The organism is Phenylobacterium sp. GW821-FHT12F10 (assembly GCF_058806695.1).
This window is the reverse complement of the sequence record NZ_JBXAPY010000001.1, coordinates 778,919-794,362: the sequence shown is the minus strand read 5'-3', so window position 1 is coordinate 794,362 and position 15,444 is coordinate 778,919. Positions and strand designations below refer to the sequence as shown.

The following is a 15,444-nucleotide window of genomic DNA, read 5'->3' as shown; positions in this document are numbered from 1 at the left end:
TACTTAAGTCATACCTTAAGTAACGAGGCGCGCCATGGCCCTGACCCTCTACTACCACCCCTTCGCCTCCTACTGCTGGAAGGCGCTGATCGCCCTCTACGAGACCGACACCCCCTTCACCCCGCACAATCTGGATCTGGGCGACCCCAAGGTCCGCGCCGAGTTCAATGCGCTCTCGCCCTTCGGCAAGATGCCCCTGCTGCAGGACGGCGAGACCCGGGTCTCCGAGGCCACCGTGGTCATCGAGCACCTGGCCCTGCATCACCCGGGCAAGATCGAGCTCATCCCCCGCGATCCGCTCGCCGCCCTGCCCGTCCGCCACCGCGACCGGGTCTTCGACCTCTATGTCCAGGAGTCGATGCAGAAGATCGTCGGCGACCGCCTGCGTCCGGAAGGCGCCAAGGACCCCTTCGGCGTCGCCCAGGCCCGGGCCACCCTGCGCACCGCCTACGCCCTGATCGAGACCTGGGCGGCCGAGGGCCCCTGGATCATGGGCCAGGCCTTCACCCTGGCCGACTGCGCCGCCGCCCCGGCCCTGCACTATGCCGACAAGGTGGAGCCCTTCGGCGAGGACTTCCCCAACACCGCCGCCTACCTGGCCCGCCTGAAGCAGCGCCCGTCCTTCGCCCGGGTCCTGGCCGAGGCCGCCCCCTACGACCACTTCTTCCCGCAGGAATAGCCCGCCTGGGGTGGCGAAAATCGGCGGTTGGGGCTATCCCACCGCCGGTAAGGAGCCCCGACATGATCCCCCGCTACGCCCGCAAGGAAGCCGCCGACATCTGGTCGCCCCAGACCCGCTTCAAGATCATGTTCGAGATCGAGGCCCACGCCGCCGACAAGATGGCCGAGCTGGGGGTCATCCCCAAGCTGGCGGCCCAGACCATCTGGGAAAAGGGCCGCGACGCCATCTGGGACGCCGACCGCATCGACGAGATCGAGCGCGAGGTGAAGCACGACGTCATCGCCTTCCTGACCCACGTCACCGAGATCGTCGGCCCGGAAGCCCGCTTCCTGCACCAGGGCATGACCAGCTCCGACGTCAACGACACCGCGCTGGCCGTCCAGCTCTGCCGCGCCACCGACCTGCTGCTGGAGGACGTCGACCTGGTGCTGGCCGCGCTGAAGCGCCGCGCCTTCGAGCACCGCCTGACCCCCACCGTCGGCCGCAGCCACGCCATCCACGCCGAGCCCACCACCTTCGGCCTCAAGCTCGCCGGCCACTACGCCGAGTTCCAGCGCGCCAAGGAGCGCCTGGCCATGGCCAGGTTCGAGATCGCCACCTGCGCCATCTCCGGCGCGGTCGGCACCTTCGCCAATGTCGCCCCCGAGGTGGAGGCCCACGTGGCCGAGCAGCTGGGCCTGGCCGTGGAGCCGGTCTCCACCCAGGTGATCCCCCGCGACCGCCACGCCGCCTATTTCGCAGCCCTGGGCGTCGTCGCCTCCTCCATCGAGCGCCTGGCCACCGAGATCCGCCACCTGCAGCGCACCGAGGTGCTGGAGGCCGAGGAGCCCTTCGATCCGGGCCAGAAGGGCTCGAGCGCCATGCCCCACAAGCGCAACCCGATCCTGACCGAGAACCTCACGGGCCTGGCCCGCCTGATCCGCTCGGCCGTCGTGCCGGCCATGGAGAACGTCACCCTCTGGCACGAGCGCGACATCAGCCACTCGTCGGTCGAGCGCGGCATCGCCCCGGACGCCACCGTCCACCTGGACTTCGCCCTGCGCCGCCTGGCCGGCGTCGTCGAGCGGCTGGTGATCTATCCGGAGAACATGCTCAAGAACATGGACCGCCTCGGCGGCCTGGTTCACTCCCAGCGCGTCCTGCTGGCCCTGACCCAGAAGGGCGTGGCCCGCGAGGCGGCCTACGCCGCCGTCCAGGGCGCGGCCATGAAGGTCTGGCGCGGCGAGGGCAAGTTCATCGACCTGCTGCTGGCCGATCCCAGCGTCACCCTCTCCGAGGCCGAGATCCGCGATCTCTTCGACCTCGGCTACCACTTCAAGAACGTCGACGTGATCTTCGGCCGGGTGTTCGGCCAGGAGGCCATGGCCAAGGCGGCGGAGTAGGCGGCGGGGCCCAGCCCCCGCAACTTCCAATCCCTTGACCGCGCCCCGCCACCGGGGAAAGCTTGGCCGTTGAGCGCCTCGACGCGCCCGCCTGTCCGGGAGGACACGCCATGAAGCTTCCCGCCCTCCTCGCCGCGGCCCTCCTGGCCGCCCTCCCCGCCGCCGCCCAGGCTCGTGACCTGCCGGCCGGCGGCGTCACCCGCGCCGAGGTGGCCGCCTGGCTGCAGGGCCACGGCTACAAGGCCCAGACCCACGACGACAGCGAGGGCAACAGCATCGTCAGCAGCGCCTCGGACGGGGTGAACTGGGACATCTACTTCTACGACTGCGGCAAGGCCGGCCGCTGCGCCTCGCTCCAATACGCCGCCGGCTGGAGCGGCCTGAGCCTGGCCGACGGGACCCTCAACACCTGGAACCACGGCAATCGCTACATCCGCGGCTATCAGGCCGCCAAGGGCGCGGTCTGGGGCGAATACGACATCGACATCAGCCCCGGCGGCACCTGGGAACAGCTCGACCACAGCCTGGACCGCTGGACCGGCGCCCTGTCGCAGTTCAAGGACGCCATCGGCCAGTAGCCCCTTCGCGCGCGGCCCCCCGTCCCCCTCCATGAACGGGGGGCTATCGCCTATGACGGCCGGATGCTCCCCCTCTGGGGGAGCATCTGACGACGAGGCCCCCCGCCCCCCTCAATCCTTGCCCCGCGGGATCCGCACCAGCCGGTCGGGCACGCCGGGGCGGTAGCTGGTGAGCAGGACGTTGATCATCTCCACCGGCGCCTCCGGCGCCTCGGCGGGCGCCGGCTCGGCCGCCCGCTCGCCGGCCTCGGCCAGCTCGGCCTTGAGCCCATAGCGCTTGGGCGCCAGGCGCGAGGCCTGCCAGCGCACCGCGTCGATCTTCACCTTGGCCAGATAGGCGCCCTCCTTGTCGGCGGCCTCGGCGATCTCCCAGACCTGGTCGAAGCGCCGGTGGGCCTGCAGAACCCGCGCCCGCCCATAGGCCTCCAGGAAGTCGGGATGGCGCCGCAGCCAGCCCATGACCGTGGTCTCCCCGGGCAGGCCCTCCAGGGCGCAGGCCTGCCGCAGGCTCATCCCCAGGGCCAGCCGCTCGCAGATCAGCCCCGCCACGTGTGGGCAATAGCTGTCGCGGCGCCCGCCCCGCGCCCGGTGGCGCCCGTCGAACCGCGCCTGGGCCAGGCTGGCGCCAAAGGCCGGCCGCTCGCGGCTCCAGGTCTTGATCGCCGCCCGGCTGGGCATGCTGGGGTCGCGGCAGATCTCCATCAGGCTCTCGCCGGCCGCCACCCTCTGGCAGATCACCACCCCCAGGGCCTCGCTGAACCGCCGCCAGGGCCGCACCACGCGCGGCGGCTCCGGCGCCGGCGGCGGCTCGTCCCTCGGCATGTTCCAGCTGGAGTCGGTCGGTTTCAGGATCGGCGGCTCATCACCCATGCCAAACATCCCCGCGCGCTGCCGCGCCGAGCCTCTGATTGTGAACGGAAAGACCAGTCCCGCGCGCGTCAGGGCGCAGCGAGGACCAATACCGAAAGTCTGCCGAAAACGCGCGAGGTTGTCAAGAACAAAGAGGGAACACAGATCGATTGCCCCACTCCAACGTCGCCCGGAAGCCGACCTCGTCGAGGTCCTAGAAGGGTGGTGAGCGGGCCTTCGAACTGATCCCGGCCAATGTCAGGTCCGCGCCAGGAGCTGACGTTGGGACGTCGCCGGAGAGCGGACGTTCACGGCCCGGCCGAGGATACGGAGATCGCGGGCGGCCTCGCCCAGGGCTAGGTGACGAACATCGGGATCATGGCTCCGAAGATTGACTGCCATTCCAAGCCAGCTTGGCCGTCTTGGTTGTCCCGCTCCAGGTAGAAAGCGCGGTCGGCGGTGGCGTAGGCCGTGCGGGCTTTCGGGGCCCAGGCGTTGCCCAAGGCTACCTGGGTGAAGGTCCCCGGCATTACCAGCAAGCCGTTCTCGCGGGACAGGAGATAGGCGAAGTAGTCCCGGATCATCCAGTCGATCCAGAACAGGTCGCGGCTGTAGGTCCACTGCCGCAGGAACTCGATGGCCACTTGCTCCAGCTGGAACGACTTGATCGGCACGTCGCAATGGCGTTGCCACTGCTTGAGGATGCGCACCAGGCGACGGGTGGCGCCGCTGTTCGCTGTGTCCGACACCCCGAGCGCAGCCAATTCCGCGGAAGGGTCGCTGAGCCGGTAGGCGCCGCCGTCGTTGGTGTCGCAGATCCAGAACTGACCGTTCTCAAAGGCGAAGGCGGGGACGACCTCGACCGGCGCGGTGGTGAATTGCACCACGACGACCTGGCCATCTCCGCGCAGCGTGGTCTGAGGATAGTCGGCCGCCAGGACGTTGCGGACCTCCTGCAGCAGCTGAGATTGCCGGTTGCCGCTGCGCGCTTCGAAGCGGTGGTAGACCTCCCACGGCAGGGTGAAGAGCACATCGATGTCGCGCGGCGGGCGGACCCGCAGCTGCTTGCCCCATGACCCGGTCAGCCGGGAATTGGCGGTTTCTGAGTCCACGCCCCAGTAGTGCTGGTTGAGGGTGCGCCGGACGCCGGCTTGCGCCCGGGTCCCGTCCTGCAGCTGCGGGTCGGTGATCGCCAGGTTCTCGACCAGCCGCTCAAAGCGCCGCACCAGGTAGACCCACATGTAGCCCGATGGGGCCTGCCCCGAATTGTGCCCAATGAGGCCCACTAGGGTCCGATCTCGGCCAAATAGACCTCGGCCGACTTGTTCATCTCGCTTTCCATGGCTGGGCGCAGCAGCCGGTAGACGCCGGGTAGCATCAGCGGACTGCTGACTCGCCGCGCGTAGATGGCGTTCTGGAACTCCCGCGACCGGGTCAGGCAGTCCGGTTCGGCGCAGTCGCCGGCCTTGGCCTGCGCCCACAGCGTGTCCGCCTCCCCCTTGGCGGTCTCCTGGGCTTCGGCGGTGTCGCGCTGGCGGAAGTATTCGCGCAGCGACCAGATCAGCACCGGCGCGGCCGGCGGCAGGACCGTCGAGATCAACAGGGCGACGGTCAGGCCGGTGAAGGATGCGGCAATCACCAGCCCCGCCAGCAGCACGGCCGCGAAGACCAGCACCCACGCGCCGTAGTGCCGCCGGAGCTTGGCGTCGTACCAGAGATTGGTCCGTTGGCAGATGATCCGGGCGAGATGCAGGGGCGCGGCGGCGACAGCCACGGGATACCAGTTGGTCAGCTTGCCGTCGCCGCCGCGCCAGGCGGTCTGCGCCGCGACGATCGTCTCGGTCTCGGCGTGTTTCCCGGCGACGAAGGCGTTCCAGGGCAAGCTCAGGACCTCGCAATCGAAGGCCTCGGCGATCTTGGCGGCCACCTTCAGCTTGGCGCGATACATCCGGTCCAACACCGTCACGTCGAGGGCCGAAACCACCAGGGCGACCGCCGCCGTGTAGGGGCGAATGGACGGGGCCAGCAAGGCGACGCCCGCTGTAACCACCGGCAGGAGCACGGTAAAACAGAACTGGAGGATAAGAAGAGCCGTGGCTTCGTCGTAGATGCGGGAGCGCGCCCGGAGCAGCCCCATCGGCCTGTCGGAGTTCTGGAACTGCGGGATCTGGTTCATGCTTCGGCTCTCCGATCCGTCGGGCGAGCACCGACTCAGCGGTAGGCTGGGAATTTACCGTTGAACACCTTGTTCCACCAGCCGAAGGCCAGTCGGGGATTGCCGGCATCCTCGGCGACCAAGGCCTTTTCCGCGCGGATCAGCGCCGTCTCGACTTTGCTCAAAGCCTGCACCTTCTTAGCCTCGGAGCAAGGCTTGATAAGACCGGTCACACCCAATGGATCGCGCATCGCCCGCATCCCCGAGGCATGCAGCGCCGCAAGGGTGTTGGCCACCTCGACCGAGTAGGTGACCCCGTCAGCGTCTCGCAGTCGCGTGGCGATCCGCAGCTCGAGATAGATGGACCTGAGGCCCACGGCGCAGACACCGTTCCACAGCTTCACTAGGCGTATGACCGGCTTGACGCGACCGTTGAGGCGCTGATTGACCTCGGTGACATAGGCGTTGTGGGCGCGGGGCGCGGACGGCATCCAGCCGGTCTCGCGGTCGGGGATCCAGAAGATCTCGTGCTCGCCGTCCTCGTCGTCGAAGAAGGCAGGCGTGATTTCAAAGCGTTCGGTGGAGGTCTGTCCGAATGGCACCAGGACAACCGGGCTGCTGACGCGGACATCCGTGAACGCAAACCGGTTAGCGAGGGTGTTTTTGACGTTGCGAAGCGCGGTCGCGGAATTGTTGGGCCAATCGCCCTCGTCCTGGACCATGAAGTAGTCCACGTCGCTGAATTTCGGGATGTTGGTGCCGTGACCGAACGAGCCGGCCGCCACGAAGTTGGTCATGCTGAAGTTGGACGCCAGGCACGCCTTGATGCTCTCGCGGTGCCGCTTGAGCTTGTCGGTGACGGCGTCGGTGGCGGGGATGCGGCTCAAGAGCTCGTCGAAGCCTTGGGCCACGGTCGTTGGCATGGGTCAGGCCCGCAGGCTTACGGTTCGCGGCCAGACATCGACCTGCCCGAAGGAGTCTGGCTCACATTGATCGGCAGTGCGGTCGCGGAGGGCGGCCCTATCCATCACGAATTTCACTTTCTGGCATTTCAACAGCTACTGAAATGCTCTTTGCGCTGACACACGTCCAGTCGAGCAACGTCTCTGCAGGTACAAGGGCAAAATCAATGCGGGCCTGGGGGCCACGGTCTGCATGGCTGGTTTTGCAAGCGGACTTTCGGATGGTCGGCTCTGAGCCCCGAGCCGACGTTAGTCAGCTTCGTCTTCATCGTCCGCAACGGGTCGAAAGCAGCCGCTCACTTCGATCCGATGAGCGGACATTCGCGCAATGCGCCGAGAGCAGACGTCCCGCAGGTCAGCCATGGGTGGAAACATATACGGCGCGACTACACCACGCCCCCCCTACTCGTGCCGCAGCGCCTCGATCGGATCGAGCCGCGCCGCCCGCCGGGCCGGGAAGTAGCCGAACACCACCCCGATCAGGGCCGCCACGGTGAAGGCCAGCAGGTTGACGGCGGGATCGAAGGCGAAGGGCACCTTCATCCACCCCGCCAGGCCCGCCGAGGCCGCCGCGGCCAGCGCCACCCCCACCAGGCCGCCGAAGGCCGACAGCACCACCGCCTCGATCAGGAACTGCAGCAGCACGTCGCGCTCCAGGGCGCCGATGGCCAGGCGGATGCCGATCTCCCGGGTCCGCTCGGTCACCGAGACCAGCATGATGTTCATGATCCCGATGCCGCCCACCAGCAGGCTGACGGCGGCCACCGCCCCCAGCAGCAGGGTCAGCACCCGGGTGGTCCCCGACATCGCCTGGGCGATCTGGCGGGTGTCCATGATGCTGAAATTGTCGTCCTCGTTGCTGGCGATCTTGCGCCGCTCGCGCAGGATGTCGGTCACCTGGGTCTTGACCCGGTCGGTGTCGCCGCTGGCCTTCACCGAGATCACCACCGTGCCGATGTCCTGATCCCCGGTCAGCCGGCGCTGCACGGCCCGCAGCGGCATGATCACCACGTCGTCGGGGTCGGCGCCCATGGAGACCTGGCCGCTGGCCTTCAGCAGCCCCACCACGTCGCAGGCGAAGCCCTTGACCCGGATGCGCGACCCCACCGGGTCGGCGGCGGCGAACAGCTCCTTGCGCACCGTCTCGCCGATCACGCAGACCGGCCGCCCGGCGCGGGCCTCGGCGGTGTTGAAGGCCCGTCCCCGGGCCAGGATCAGGTTGCGGGCGGTGAAATAGGCCGGGTTGGCCCCGGTGACGCTCGTCGACCAGTTCTGGGCCCGATAGACGATCACGGCGGCGGCGTTCTCCACCCCGGAGATGGCGCCGATGCCGCTGACCCCGGCCTCGATGGCCGCCACGTCGGCGTCGCGGAAGCGCGGCGCGCGGCCCGCCTCCGGCCCCATCCTCTGGCCCGGGCGCACCATCAGCAGGTTGGAGCCCAGGCTGGAGATCTGGTTGGTGACCGCGAGCGTCGCCCCGTTGCCCAGGGTCACCATGGTGATCACCGCGGCCACCCCGATCACCACGCCGAGCACGGTCAGCACCGAGCGCACCAGGTTGCGGCGGATGGCCCCCAGGGCCAGTTTGAGCGCGCTCCACAGCATCAGGCGGCCACCCCGTGGGCGCCGTCCGAGGCGATGGCCCCGTCGACGAAGCGCACATGGCGGGGCGCATAGGCGGCCATGTCCGGCTCATGGGTGACCATCAGGACCGCGATCCCCTGGTCGCGGTTGAGGCCCAGGATCAGGTCCATGATCCCGCGCCCCATCTCGCTGTCCAGGTTGCCGGTGGGCTCGTCGGCCAGCAGGACGGTGGGCCGGGTGACGATGGCCCGCGCTATGGCCACCCGCTGCTGCTGGCCGCCGGACAGCTCGGAGGGCGTGTGCGTCCCCCAGCCCTCCAGCCCCACCACCGCCAGGGCCTGCGCCGCCAACCGCCGGCGCTCGACGCCGGACACCCCGCGATACATCAGCGGCAGTTCGACATTCTCCAGGGCGCTGGTGCGCGGCAGCAGGTTGTAGCCTTGGAAGACGAAGCCCAGGTGGCGTCGCCGCAGCAGGGCCCGCTGGCGGCGGTCCAGCGTCTCCACGTGCAGGCCGCGGAACCGGTAGGAGCCGGCGCTCGGCACGTCCAGGCAGCCGATGATGTTCATGGCCGTCGACTTGCCCGAGCCGCTCGGCCCCATGATGGCGACGAACTCGCCCTCCTGCACCGTCAGGTCCACCCCCCGCAGGGCCTGGAAGGCGCCGGGGCCGGAGCCGAACACCTTGGTGACGCCGGCCAGCTCGATCAGGGGCGCGCGACCCGGCGAGCCGGTCATTTGGCGGCGGCGGCGGTTTCGGTGATCACCGCCATCCCCGCCTTCAGGTCGCCGCCGGCGATCTCGGTGTCGCGCCCGTCCGAGGCGCCGACCCGCACGGCCACCCGCACGGGGACGCCGTCGCGGAGCACCCAGACCTGCTGGGCGCTGGGGTCGGTGGAGCGCCGCGTCGCCCGCCCGCCCATGCGGGGCATGCGGGGCACGAGCGCGCTGGTGACGCTGGCCGCGCCCTTGGCGCTGGTCTCGGGCGGGGTGAAGCGCAGGGCCGCGTCGGGGACCAGCAGCACGCCGGTCCGCCGCGAACTGGTCATCTCGGCGCTGGCGGTCATGCCGGGCCGCAGGGAGAGGTCGGAATTGGTCACCGCCAGCACGCCGGTATAGGTCACCACGCCCTCCGTGGTCTTGGAGCCCAGCCCCACCCGCGTCACCCGGGCCGGATAGGTCCGCCCCGGATAGGCGTCGACGGTGAAGACCGCGGGCTGGCCGTCGGCCACCTTGCCGACATCGGCCTCGTCGATGTCCACGTGCAGCTCCATCCGGGTCATGTCTTCGGCCAGCGTGAACAGCACCGGGGCCTGCAGGGTGGCGGCCACCGTCTGGCCGGGCTCGATCTTGCGGGCCAGCACCACCCCGCTGACCGGGGAGCGGATGGTGGCCTTGGTCAGGTTGGTGCGGCCGGTGTTGAGATTGGCGCGCGCCTGGGCGACCCCGGCGGACGAGGCCGCCGCCGAGGCCCGCGCGCGGGCCAGGGCCGCGTCGGCGGCGTCGATGTCGGCCTTGGCCGGATAACCGCCCTTGGAGATCTGGTAGAGCCGGTGCAGCCGCCCGGCCCGCAACCCGGTCTCGGTCACCGTGGCCTGGCTCTGGCGCAGATTGGCCTGGGCGGCCTCCAGGGCGGCCTCCCCCAGCGCGATCTGGTCGCGCAGGCGCGAGGTGTCCAGGGTGGCCAGCACCTGGCCCTTGGTCACCCGGTCGTTGTCGTCGGCCAGCACGCTGTCGACGGTGCCGGAGACCTCCGAGCCCACGTCCACCTGGTTCACCGGCTCCAGGGACCCGGTCGCCAGCACCGAGACCACCAGGTCCCCGCGCCGCGCCGGCGTGGTGACGAACTGGGCCGGCGGCGGCGCCGCCATGGAGCGGAACAGCAGCACCGCCACCACCAGGGCCACGGCCCCCAGGGCGACGCCGCCGGCGATCAGTCCCCGCCGCCGCCATGGCCCGGCCTTGGCGGTCGGACCCAGCAGCGCCTCGAGATCGGCGGCGGAATTGGCGGTGTCTTGCGGCATGGGGGGCGTCCTGTTGGCCCCACCTAACCCCCCATCCCCCGCCGATCCTTGAGCCTGCTCAATTGGCGCGGGGATTTGCGTCGGTTCGGGGGCGTCTAGCCCGGCGCCCACCCTGGCGGCGCCAGCTCGAAGCCGGAAAACTCGAAGCCCGGCACGACCACGCAGGCCACCAGGGCCCAGCCGCCGGGGGAGGCCTGGGCCGCCTGCCATTCGCCGGGCGCGACGGCGTGCTGCGGCGAGTCGCCCGCCAGGATGTCGGCGCCCAGGCGGGTCTCAATCACGGGTCCCGTGTCGCCCGGGGCGGTCTTCAGGGTCAGGGCCGTCCCGGCCTGGAACAGCCAAAGCTCGGTGGCGTCGATCCGGTGCCAGTGGGAGGCCTGGCCGGCCTCCAGCAGGAAGAGGATGGCGGTGCCGGGACTGCGGCCTCCCGGCGCGGCGGCCGGCGCGCGCCAAGTCTCCCGATACCAGCCGCCCTCGGGGTGGGGGGCGAGGTCCAGGCGGGCGATCACGGCGGCGGCCGATTCGGCGGTCATGGGTCGATCAGACACAAAAAACGCCGCCCTTGCGAGGCGGCGTCATTGCGGCGCGGGGCCGGGGTGGATCAGCCGCCGGACTTGATGGCCTCGCGGGCCTGGGCCAGCAGTTCGTCCATCTTCATGCGGACGTCGCCCTCGCTGACATTGACGCCCGAGCCCTTGAGGTCCTCGAACACCTTGCGCAGCACGTCCTCGTCGCCGGGCAGCTCGAAGTCGGACTTGACCACGGCCTTGGCGTATTCGGCGACGCGTTCGCCCTCCAGGCCCATCAGGCCGGCGGCCCATTCGCCCAGGGCGCGGTTGCGCCGGGCGCCCGCCTTGAACTCCTGCTCCTGGTCCAGCGCGAACTTGTTCTCAAAACCGCGCTCGCGGTCGTTGAAGGTGGCCATGGGGTCTCCGGTACGAGGCTCTAGCGGGGTTGCATATCCCCTGGCGGGCCCGGTCGCAATGCAAACGCTACGCGCGGCCAACCATGTTCCCATGCCGTTTGCGCCGGGGGAGGCGATCGTCTATTTTTCGCCGGCCTCAGATCGGCGAGAGGCCTTGCGTCGGACCGCGCGCGTTGGGACCAACCTCGCGCGTTTTTCGTTTCCGGCGCCGGCCAGAACCCTCGCCTCGTGGAGAAGGCTGCGTATGACCACCCGCCGCAAGAAGATCTTCGAAGGCAAGGGCAAGATTCTGTATGAGGGGCCGGAGCCCGGAACCTTGATCCAATACTTCAAAGACGACGCTACGGCCTTCAATTCCCAGAAGAAAGCGGTCCTCGAAGGCAAGGGAGTCATCAACAACCGCATCAGCGAATATGTGATGACCCGGCTCAACTCCATCGGGGTTCAGAACCATTTCATCAAGCGCCTGAACCTGCGCGAGCAGCTGATCAAGGAGCTGGAGATCATCCCGCTCGAGGTCGTGTGCCGCAATGTCGCGGCCGGGTCGCTGTCGCAGCGGTTCGGCCTGCCCGAGGGCCAGGCCCTGCCCCGCTCGATCATCGAATTCTATCTGAAGGACGACAAGCTCGGCGATCCGATGGTCACCGAGGAGCACATCACCGCCTTCAACTGGGCCTCGACCCAGGAGATCGACGACATGATGGCGCTGACCCTGCGGGTGAACGACTTCCTCACCGGCACCTTCGGGGCGGTCGGCATCACCCTGGTGGATTTCAAGGTGGAGTTCGGCCGGCTGTGGGAGAACGACTTCGCCCGGGTCATCCTGGCCGACGAGATCAGCCCCGACTCCTGCCGCCTTTGGGACACCCAGACCAACGAGAAGCTGGACAAGGACCGCTTCCGCCGCGATCTGGGAGACGTCATCGAGAGCTATACCGAAGTCGCCCGGCGGCTGGGGATCATGAAAGAGATGCCCACCGTGATCCAAGGAGGCCTGCACTAGTGCGCGCGAAAGTTCATGTGTTCCTGAAACCCGGCGTGCTGGACGTCCAGGGCAAGGCCGTCGAGGCCGCCCTGCATGGCCTCGGCTGGGGTCATGTCGAAGGCGTCCGGGTCGGCAAGACCATCGAGTTCGACCTCAAGGGCAAGGACGCCGCCGAGACCGAGAGCGAGGTCAAGGACATGTGCGAGAAGCTGCTCGCCAACACGGTCATCGAAAGCTACCGGGTCGAGGTGGCGTGAGGCCCTGGGCGCTCCCGCTTCTGGGGGCGCTCAGCCTGACCGCCTGCGCCAAGCCCCAGCCGCCCCAGCGGCCGCCGCTTGTCCTGGACTGCGCCCTGGGGTTCGAGGCGCTCAGCGCCCGGATCGCGGCCGAGCCGGGGATGAAACCGGCGGTCAAGGAGCGCGGCGAGCCGTTCCACTACTTCAACGCCGAGGGCGGCCAGACCTCCTACATGGTCACCGAGCCCGGCGCGCCGGGGCACCCGGCCATCCTCAAGCAGGCGGTCACCCCCACCGGCGTCACCAACTCCGGCTGCGCCTATGGCGACGAGAAGGGCTATGCCGAGTTGGTCGCCTACCTCGAGGCCCTGGCCAAGGCCCGCGCGAAATGAGCCCGCCGCGCCTGGAAATCCCGCTCAAATCGGCCTAGGAACCCGCCCATGAAAGCCGCCGTCATCGTTTTCCCCGGGTCCAACTGCGATCGCGACTGCAAGGTCGCCATCGAGCGCTCCACCGGCGCCAGCGTCGACATGGTCTGGCACGGCGACACCGCCCTGCCCCACGGCATCGACCTGATCGTCCTGCCGGGCGGCTTCTCCTACGGCGACTACCTGCGTTGCGGGGCCATGGCCGCCCTCTCGCCGATCATGAACGACGTCAAGCTGGCGGCCGAACGCGGCGTGGCCACCGTCGGGATCTGCAACGGCTTCCAGATCCTCTGCGAGGCCGGCATGCTGCCTGGCGCCCTGCTGCGCAACGAGGCGCTGAAATACGTCTGCAAGCCGGTGGCGCTCGAAGTCACCAACGCCCAGACCCGGTTCACCGCCGGCTATGCCGGGCGCCGCGAGGTGACCATGACGGTGGGCAATGGCGAGGGGAACTTCTTCGCCGATCCCGAGACCCTGGCCCGCATCGAGGGCGAGGGCCAGGTGGTGTTCCGCTACAAGGACAACCCCAACGGCTCGGCCCACGCCATCGCCGGCGTGGTCAATGCGCGGGGCAATGTGCTTGGCCTGATGCCCCACCCCGACCGGGCCTTCGAGGCCGAGCTGGGCTCGGCCGACGGCGCGATCCTGTTCCAGAGCGCGCTCGCCAGCGCCTAGCGCCCGGCGAACAGCGGCAGGGCCTCCACCGAGGTCGCGCCCTCGATCTCCAGCAGCTTCAGCTTGGTGGCCCCGCCGCCGGGCGCGGAGAAGCCGCCCAGCTTGCCGTCGGCCCCCTGGACGCGGTGGCACGGCATGATGATCGGGAACGGGTTCTTGCCCATGGCCTCGCCCACCGCGCGGGAGGCTGTGGGGTCGCCCAGGCGTTTGGCGACCTCGCCATAGGTCAGGGTCTGGCCGGGCGGGATGGACCGGCCGATGGCGTAGACCCGGCGCTGGAAATCGCTCAGGCCCTCCATGTCCAGGACGATATCGGCCAGGTCGTCCTTGCCCCCGGCCAGCAGGCCCTGGATGCGGGCGATGGCCCCGGCGATCTCGGGGGTCGGTTCGCGCGCCGCGATACCGGGGAACCGCTGCTCGAAGCGGGCCCGCGCCCTGGCGTCCGAGCTGTCGGGCAGGCGCACGGCGACGATGCCGGCCGCGCCCCAGGCCAGGCCGCAGCGGCCGATGGCGGTGTCGAAGAGGGTGAAACCGAGCTCGGACATGGCAACACCCTATCAGAAACTGGGCGGCGGGCTGGCGGGAATCGGACCCGGGCAGCCGGCTTGACTTGAGAGCGGAGGCGCGTAGCCTCGGTCAAAATTACACGCGTAAGTCTCATGAACATCACCGAAGCCGAAAGTCAGATCATGGAGGCGCTGTGGCGGAAGACCCCGCTCACCGCCGACGAGATCGTGGCCGATGTCCGCGCCCGCCAGCCCTGGGCCGAGGCGACGGTGAAGACCCTGATCAACCGCCTGCTGAAGAAGAAGGCCATCCGGTCCGAACGGGTCGACGGCCGCCACCAGTACGTCGCCCTGATCGCGCGGGCCAACTACATCCAGGACGAGAGCCAGGGCCTGCTGGACCGGCTGTTCGAGGGCCAGCTCGCCCCCCTCGTCGCCCACTTCGCCCAGAACCGGAAGCTGAAACCCGAAGAGATCGCTCGCCTCAAGAAGCTGATCGCGGAGCTCGACGACGATGACTGACCTGCTGGCCGACCTGTTGCGGGCCAACCTAGCCGCCAGCCTGGCGATCGCCCTGGTCTTCGCCCTGCGCCTGCCGGCCCGGCGGCTGTTCGGCGCGGAGATGGCCTATCGCCTGTGGCTGATGGTCCCCCTGGCCTTCGTCGCCAGCCTGGTCCCGGCCGCCGAGGCGCCCAACGCGACCCCGGGCCCCTCCCTGCCCCTGCCGATCTCCCTGACCCAGCCGGCCGGCCTTTCCCTGGCGGTGGAGGTCTGGGCGGCCGGCGCCGTCGCCCTGCTCGCCCTGATGGCTTTTGGCCAGTGGCGGTTCCTGCAGCGCGCCAAGGCCGGCGCCGCGGGGCCGGCGGTGGTGGGGGTCATCGCCCCGCGTATCGTCACCCCGGCCGACCACCACGACCGCTTCACGCCGGAGGAGCGCGCCCTGGTCCGGGCCCACGAGCGGGCGCACATCGATCGCGGCGACCCCAAGGTCAACGCCTGGGTCGCCCTCGCCCAGGCGATCAACTGGTTCAATCCCCTCGTCCATCTGGCCGCCTATCACGTCCGCCTGGACCAGGAGCTGGCCTGCGACGCCACGGTGATGGCCCGGCGGCCCAGCGAGCGGCGCCGCTACGCCCAAACCATGCTGAAGACCCAGCTCGCCGCCGATCCCCTGCCCTTCGGCTGCTACTGGCCGGCTCCCTCGCGTCACCCCCTAGAGGCGCGGATCGACATGCTGAGGCAGGCGCGGCCGTCCCAGAGTCGCGCCCTGGCGGGCTTCTGGGTCGTCATGGTCCTGGCCGGCGCGGCGGGCCTCGGCGCCTGGGCCGCCCAGCCGCCGGCGCCGCCCCACGTCCGCTGGCTGGACCAGCCGCACCAGGCGGCCCTGCGCCGGGAACCCGCCACCGTGGTGGTGATCTCCCTCTCGGCCGACCAGGTCAAAGCCCTGACCGTCGCGGCCCGATAGGATTCAAAT

19 protein-coding genes are annotated in these 15,444 nt (G+C 69.5%); 9 read left to right on the top strand and 10 right to left on the bottom strand.

Going from position 1 to position 15,444, the window contains the following annotated elements:
* The first annotated feature begins 34 nt into the window (after window positions 1–34).
* The 3 genes from AC1RN5_RS03945 to AC1RN5_RS03935 all read left to right on the top strand — a co-directional run bounded on the left by AC1RN5_RS03945 (window position 35) and on the right by AC1RN5_RS03935 (window position 2,642).
* Window positions 35–679: a glutathione S-transferase family protein gene (locus AC1RN5_RS03945; protein ID WP_493039952.1), complete on the top strand. Its 645-nt coding sequence runs from the start codon at window positions 35–37 to the stop codon at window positions 677–679.
* Window positions 680–741: 62 nt separating this feature from the next.
* A complete protein-coding gene (gene purB, locus AC1RN5_RS03940) occupies window positions 742–2,064 on the top strand; it encodes an adenylosuccinate lyase (protein ID WP_493039951.1) in 1,323 nt (440 codons plus the stop codon).
* Between the two features lie 110 nt (window positions 2,065–2,174).
* Window positions 2,175–2,642: a YbjN domain-containing protein gene (locus AC1RN5_RS03935; protein ID WP_493039950.1), complete on the top strand. Its 468-nt coding sequence runs from the start codon at window positions 2,175–2,177 to the stop codon at window positions 2,640–2,642.
* 111 nt (window positions 2,643–2,753) lie between these two features.
* Here AC1RN5_RS03935 and AC1RN5_RS03930 read toward each other — a convergent pair whose 3' ends face one another.
* The 9 genes from AC1RN5_RS03930 to AC1RN5_RS03890 form a co-directional block, all read right to left on the bottom strand.
* Window positions 2,754–3,512 (bottom strand): terminase small subunit-like protein, encoded by a 759-nt coding sequence (locus AC1RN5_RS03930; RefSeq protein ID WP_493039949.1) that lies wholly within the window; start codon window positions 3,510–3,512, stop codon window positions 2,754–2,756.
* A gap of 335 nt (window positions 3,513–3,847) precedes the next feature.
* Entirely contained in the window at window positions 3,848–4,732 is an 885-nt protein-coding gene (locus AC1RN5_RS03925) for an SMODS domain-containing nucleotidyltransferase (RefSeq protein ID WP_493039948.1), read from the bottom strand.
* Between the two features lie 44 nt (window positions 4,733–4,776).
* Entirely contained in the window at window positions 4,777–5,667 is an 891-nt protein-coding gene (locus AC1RN5_RS03920) for an S-4TM family putative pore-forming effector (RefSeq protein WP_493039947.1), read from the bottom strand.
* A 35-nt stretch (window positions 5,668–5,702) separates the two neighbouring features.
* On the bottom strand, window positions 5,703–6,569 hold the full coding sequence (locus tag AC1RN5_RS03915; protein WP_493039946.1) for an SMODS domain-containing nucleotidyltransferase: 867 nt from the start codon (window positions 6,567–6,569) through the stop codon (window positions 5,703–5,705).
* A gap of 441 nt (window positions 6,570–7,010) precedes the next feature.
* Window positions 7,011–8,213 (bottom strand): ABC transporter permease, encoded by a 1,203-nt coding sequence (locus AC1RN5_RS03910; protein WP_493039945.1) that lies wholly within the window; start codon window positions 8,211–8,213, stop codon window positions 7,011–7,013.
* A complete protein-coding gene (locus tag AC1RN5_RS03905) occupies window positions 8,213–8,929 on the bottom strand; it encodes an ABC transporter ATP-binding protein (protein WP_493039944.1) in 717 nt (238 codons plus the stop codon). Before AC1RN5_RS03905 ends, AC1RN5_RS03910 begins: the two co-directional genes overlap by 1 nt.
* Complete coding sequence (locus AC1RN5_RS03900; RefSeq protein WP_493039943.1) at window positions 8,926–10,215, bottom strand: efflux RND transporter periplasmic adaptor subunit; 1,290 nt, start codon at window positions 10,213–10,215, stop codon at window positions 8,926–8,928. Before AC1RN5_RS03900 ends, AC1RN5_RS03905 begins: the two co-directional genes overlap by 4 nt.
* Before the next feature lie 95 nt (window positions 10,216–10,310).
* The gene (locus tag AC1RN5_RS03895; RefSeq protein WP_493039942.1) at window positions 10,311–10,748 is read right to left on the bottom strand and encodes a cupin domain-containing protein; all 438 of its coding nucleotides are present in this window, start codon (window positions 10,746–10,748) and stop codon (window positions 10,311–10,313) included.
* 68 nt (window positions 10,749–10,816) lie between these two features.
* A complete protein-coding gene (locus tag AC1RN5_RS03890; RefSeq protein WP_493039941.1) occupies window positions 10,817–11,140 on the bottom strand; it encodes a DUF1476 domain-containing protein in 324 nt (107 codons plus the stop codon).
* 244 nt (window positions 11,141–11,384) lie between these two features.
* On the opposite strand from AC1RN5_RS03890, the gene purC reads away from it, so the two are divergent.
* From purC to purQ, 4 genes are read left to right on the top strand one after another with little or no spacing between them, the layout of a single operon-like run.
* Complete coding sequence (gene purC / locus AC1RN5_RS03885) at window positions 11,385–12,143, top strand: phosphoribosylaminoimidazolesuccinocarboxamide synthase (RefSeq protein ID WP_421932497.1); 759 nt, start codon at window positions 11,385–11,387, stop codon at window positions 12,141–12,143.
* Entirely contained in the window at window positions 12,143–12,382 is a 240-nt protein-coding gene (gene purS, locus AC1RN5_RS03880; protein WP_215339286.1) for a phosphoribosylformylglycinamidine synthase subunit PurS, read from the top strand. Before purC ends, purS begins: the two co-directional genes overlap by 1 nt.
* Window positions 12,379–12,753, top strand: a complete 375-nt coding sequence (locus tag AC1RN5_RS03875) for a hypothetical protein (protein WP_493039940.1) — start codon at window positions 12,379–12,381, stop codon at window positions 12,751–12,753. The genes purS and AC1RN5_RS03875 overlap by 4 nt, the downstream gene beginning before the upstream one ends.
* A gap of 48 nt (window positions 12,754–12,801) precedes the next feature.
* Complete coding sequence (gene purQ, locus AC1RN5_RS03870; protein WP_421932499.1) at window positions 12,802–13,464, top strand: phosphoribosylformylglycinamidine synthase subunit PurQ; 663 nt, start codon at window positions 12,802–12,804, stop codon at window positions 13,462–13,464.
* Here the strand turns inward: purQ and AC1RN5_RS03865 are convergent.
* The gene (locus tag AC1RN5_RS03865; RefSeq protein ID WP_493039939.1) at window positions 13,461–14,009 is read right to left on the bottom strand and encodes a methylated-DNA--[protein]-cysteine S-methyltransferase; all 549 of its coding nucleotides are present in this window, start codon (window positions 14,007–14,009) and stop codon (window positions 13,461–13,463) included. The genes purQ and AC1RN5_RS03865 overlap by 4 nt on opposite strands.
* A gap of 114 nt (window positions 14,010–14,123) precedes the next feature.
* On the opposite strand from AC1RN5_RS03865, the gene AC1RN5_RS03860 reads away from it, so the two are divergent.
* A complete protein-coding gene (locus tag AC1RN5_RS03860; RefSeq protein ID WP_493039938.1) occupies window positions 14,124–14,492 on the top strand; it encodes a BlaI/MecI/CopY family transcriptional regulator in 369 nt (122 codons plus the stop codon).
* Window positions 14,485–15,435, top strand: coding sequence for a M56 family metallopeptidase (locus AC1RN5_RS03855; protein ID WP_493039937.1), 951 nt, complete (start codon window positions 14,485–14,487; stop codon window positions 15,433–15,435). The genes AC1RN5_RS03860 and AC1RN5_RS03855 overlap by 8 nt, the downstream gene beginning before the upstream one ends.
* Window positions 15,436–15,444: the final 9 nt, after the last annotated feature.

Coding starts and splice junctions, on each gene's coding strand:
- AC1RN5_RS03945 (WP_493039952.1), top strand. CDS start 35: ATGGCCCTGACCCTCTACTACCACCCCTTCGCCTCCTACTGCTGGAAG.
- purB (WP_493039951.1), top strand. CDS start 742: ATGATCCCCCGCTACGCCCGCAAGGAAGCCGCCGACATCTGGTCGCCC.
- AC1RN5_RS03935 (WP_493039950.1), top strand. CDS start 2,175: ATGAAGCTTCCCGCCCTCCTCGCCGCGGCCCTCCTGGCCGCCCTCCCC.
- AC1RN5_RS03930 (WP_493039949.1), bottom strand. CDS start 3,512: ATGGGTGATGAGCCGCCGATCCTGAAACCGACCGACTCCAGCTGGAAC.
- AC1RN5_RS03925 (WP_493039948.1), bottom strand. CDS start 4,732: ATGTGGGTCTACCTGGTGCGGCGCTTTGAGCGGCTGGTCGAGAACCTG.
- AC1RN5_RS03920 (WP_493039947.1), bottom strand. CDS start 5,667: ATGAACCAGATCCCGCAGTTCCAGAACTCCGACAGGCCGATGGGGCTG.
- AC1RN5_RS03915 (WP_493039946.1), bottom strand. CDS start 6,569: ATGCCAACGACCGTGGCCCAAGGCTTCGACGAGCTCTTGAGCCGCATC.
- AC1RN5_RS03910 (WP_493039945.1), bottom strand. CDS start 8,213: ATGCTGTGGAGCGCGCTCAAACTGGCCCTGGGGGCCATCCGCCGCAAC.
- AC1RN5_RS03905 (WP_493039944.1), bottom strand. CDS start 8,929: ATGACCGGCTCGCCGGGTCGCGCGCCCCTGATCGAGCTGGCCGGCGTC.
- AC1RN5_RS03900 (WP_493039943.1), bottom strand. CDS start 10,215: ATGCCGCAAGACACCGCCAATTCCGCCGCCGATCTCGAGGCGCTGCTG.
- AC1RN5_RS03895 (WP_493039942.1), bottom strand. CDS start 10,748: ATGACCGCCGAATCGGCCGCCGCCGTGATCGCCCGCCTGGACCTCGCC.
- AC1RN5_RS03890 (WP_493039941.1), bottom strand. CDS start 11,140: ATGGCCACCTTCAACGACCGCGAGCGCGGTTTTGAGAACAAGTTCGCG.
- purC (WP_421932497.1), top strand. CDS start 11,385: ATGACCACCCGCCGCAAGAAGATCTTCGAAGGCAAGGGCAAGATTCTG.
- purQ (WP_421932499.1), top strand. CDS start 12,802: ATGAAAGCCGCCGTCATCGTTTTCCCCGGGTCCAACTGCGATCGCGAC.
- AC1RN5_RS03865 (WP_493039939.1), bottom strand. CDS start 14,009: ATGTCCGAGCTCGGTTTCACCCTCTTCGACACCGCCATCGGCCGCTGC.
- AC1RN5_RS03860 (WP_493039938.1), top strand. CDS start 14,124: ATGAACATCACCGAAGCCGAAAGTCAGATCATGGAGGCGCTGTGGCGG.
- AC1RN5_RS03855 (WP_493039937.1), top strand. CDS start 14,485: ATGACTGACCTGCTGGCCGACCTGTTGCGGGCCAACCTAGCCGCCAGC.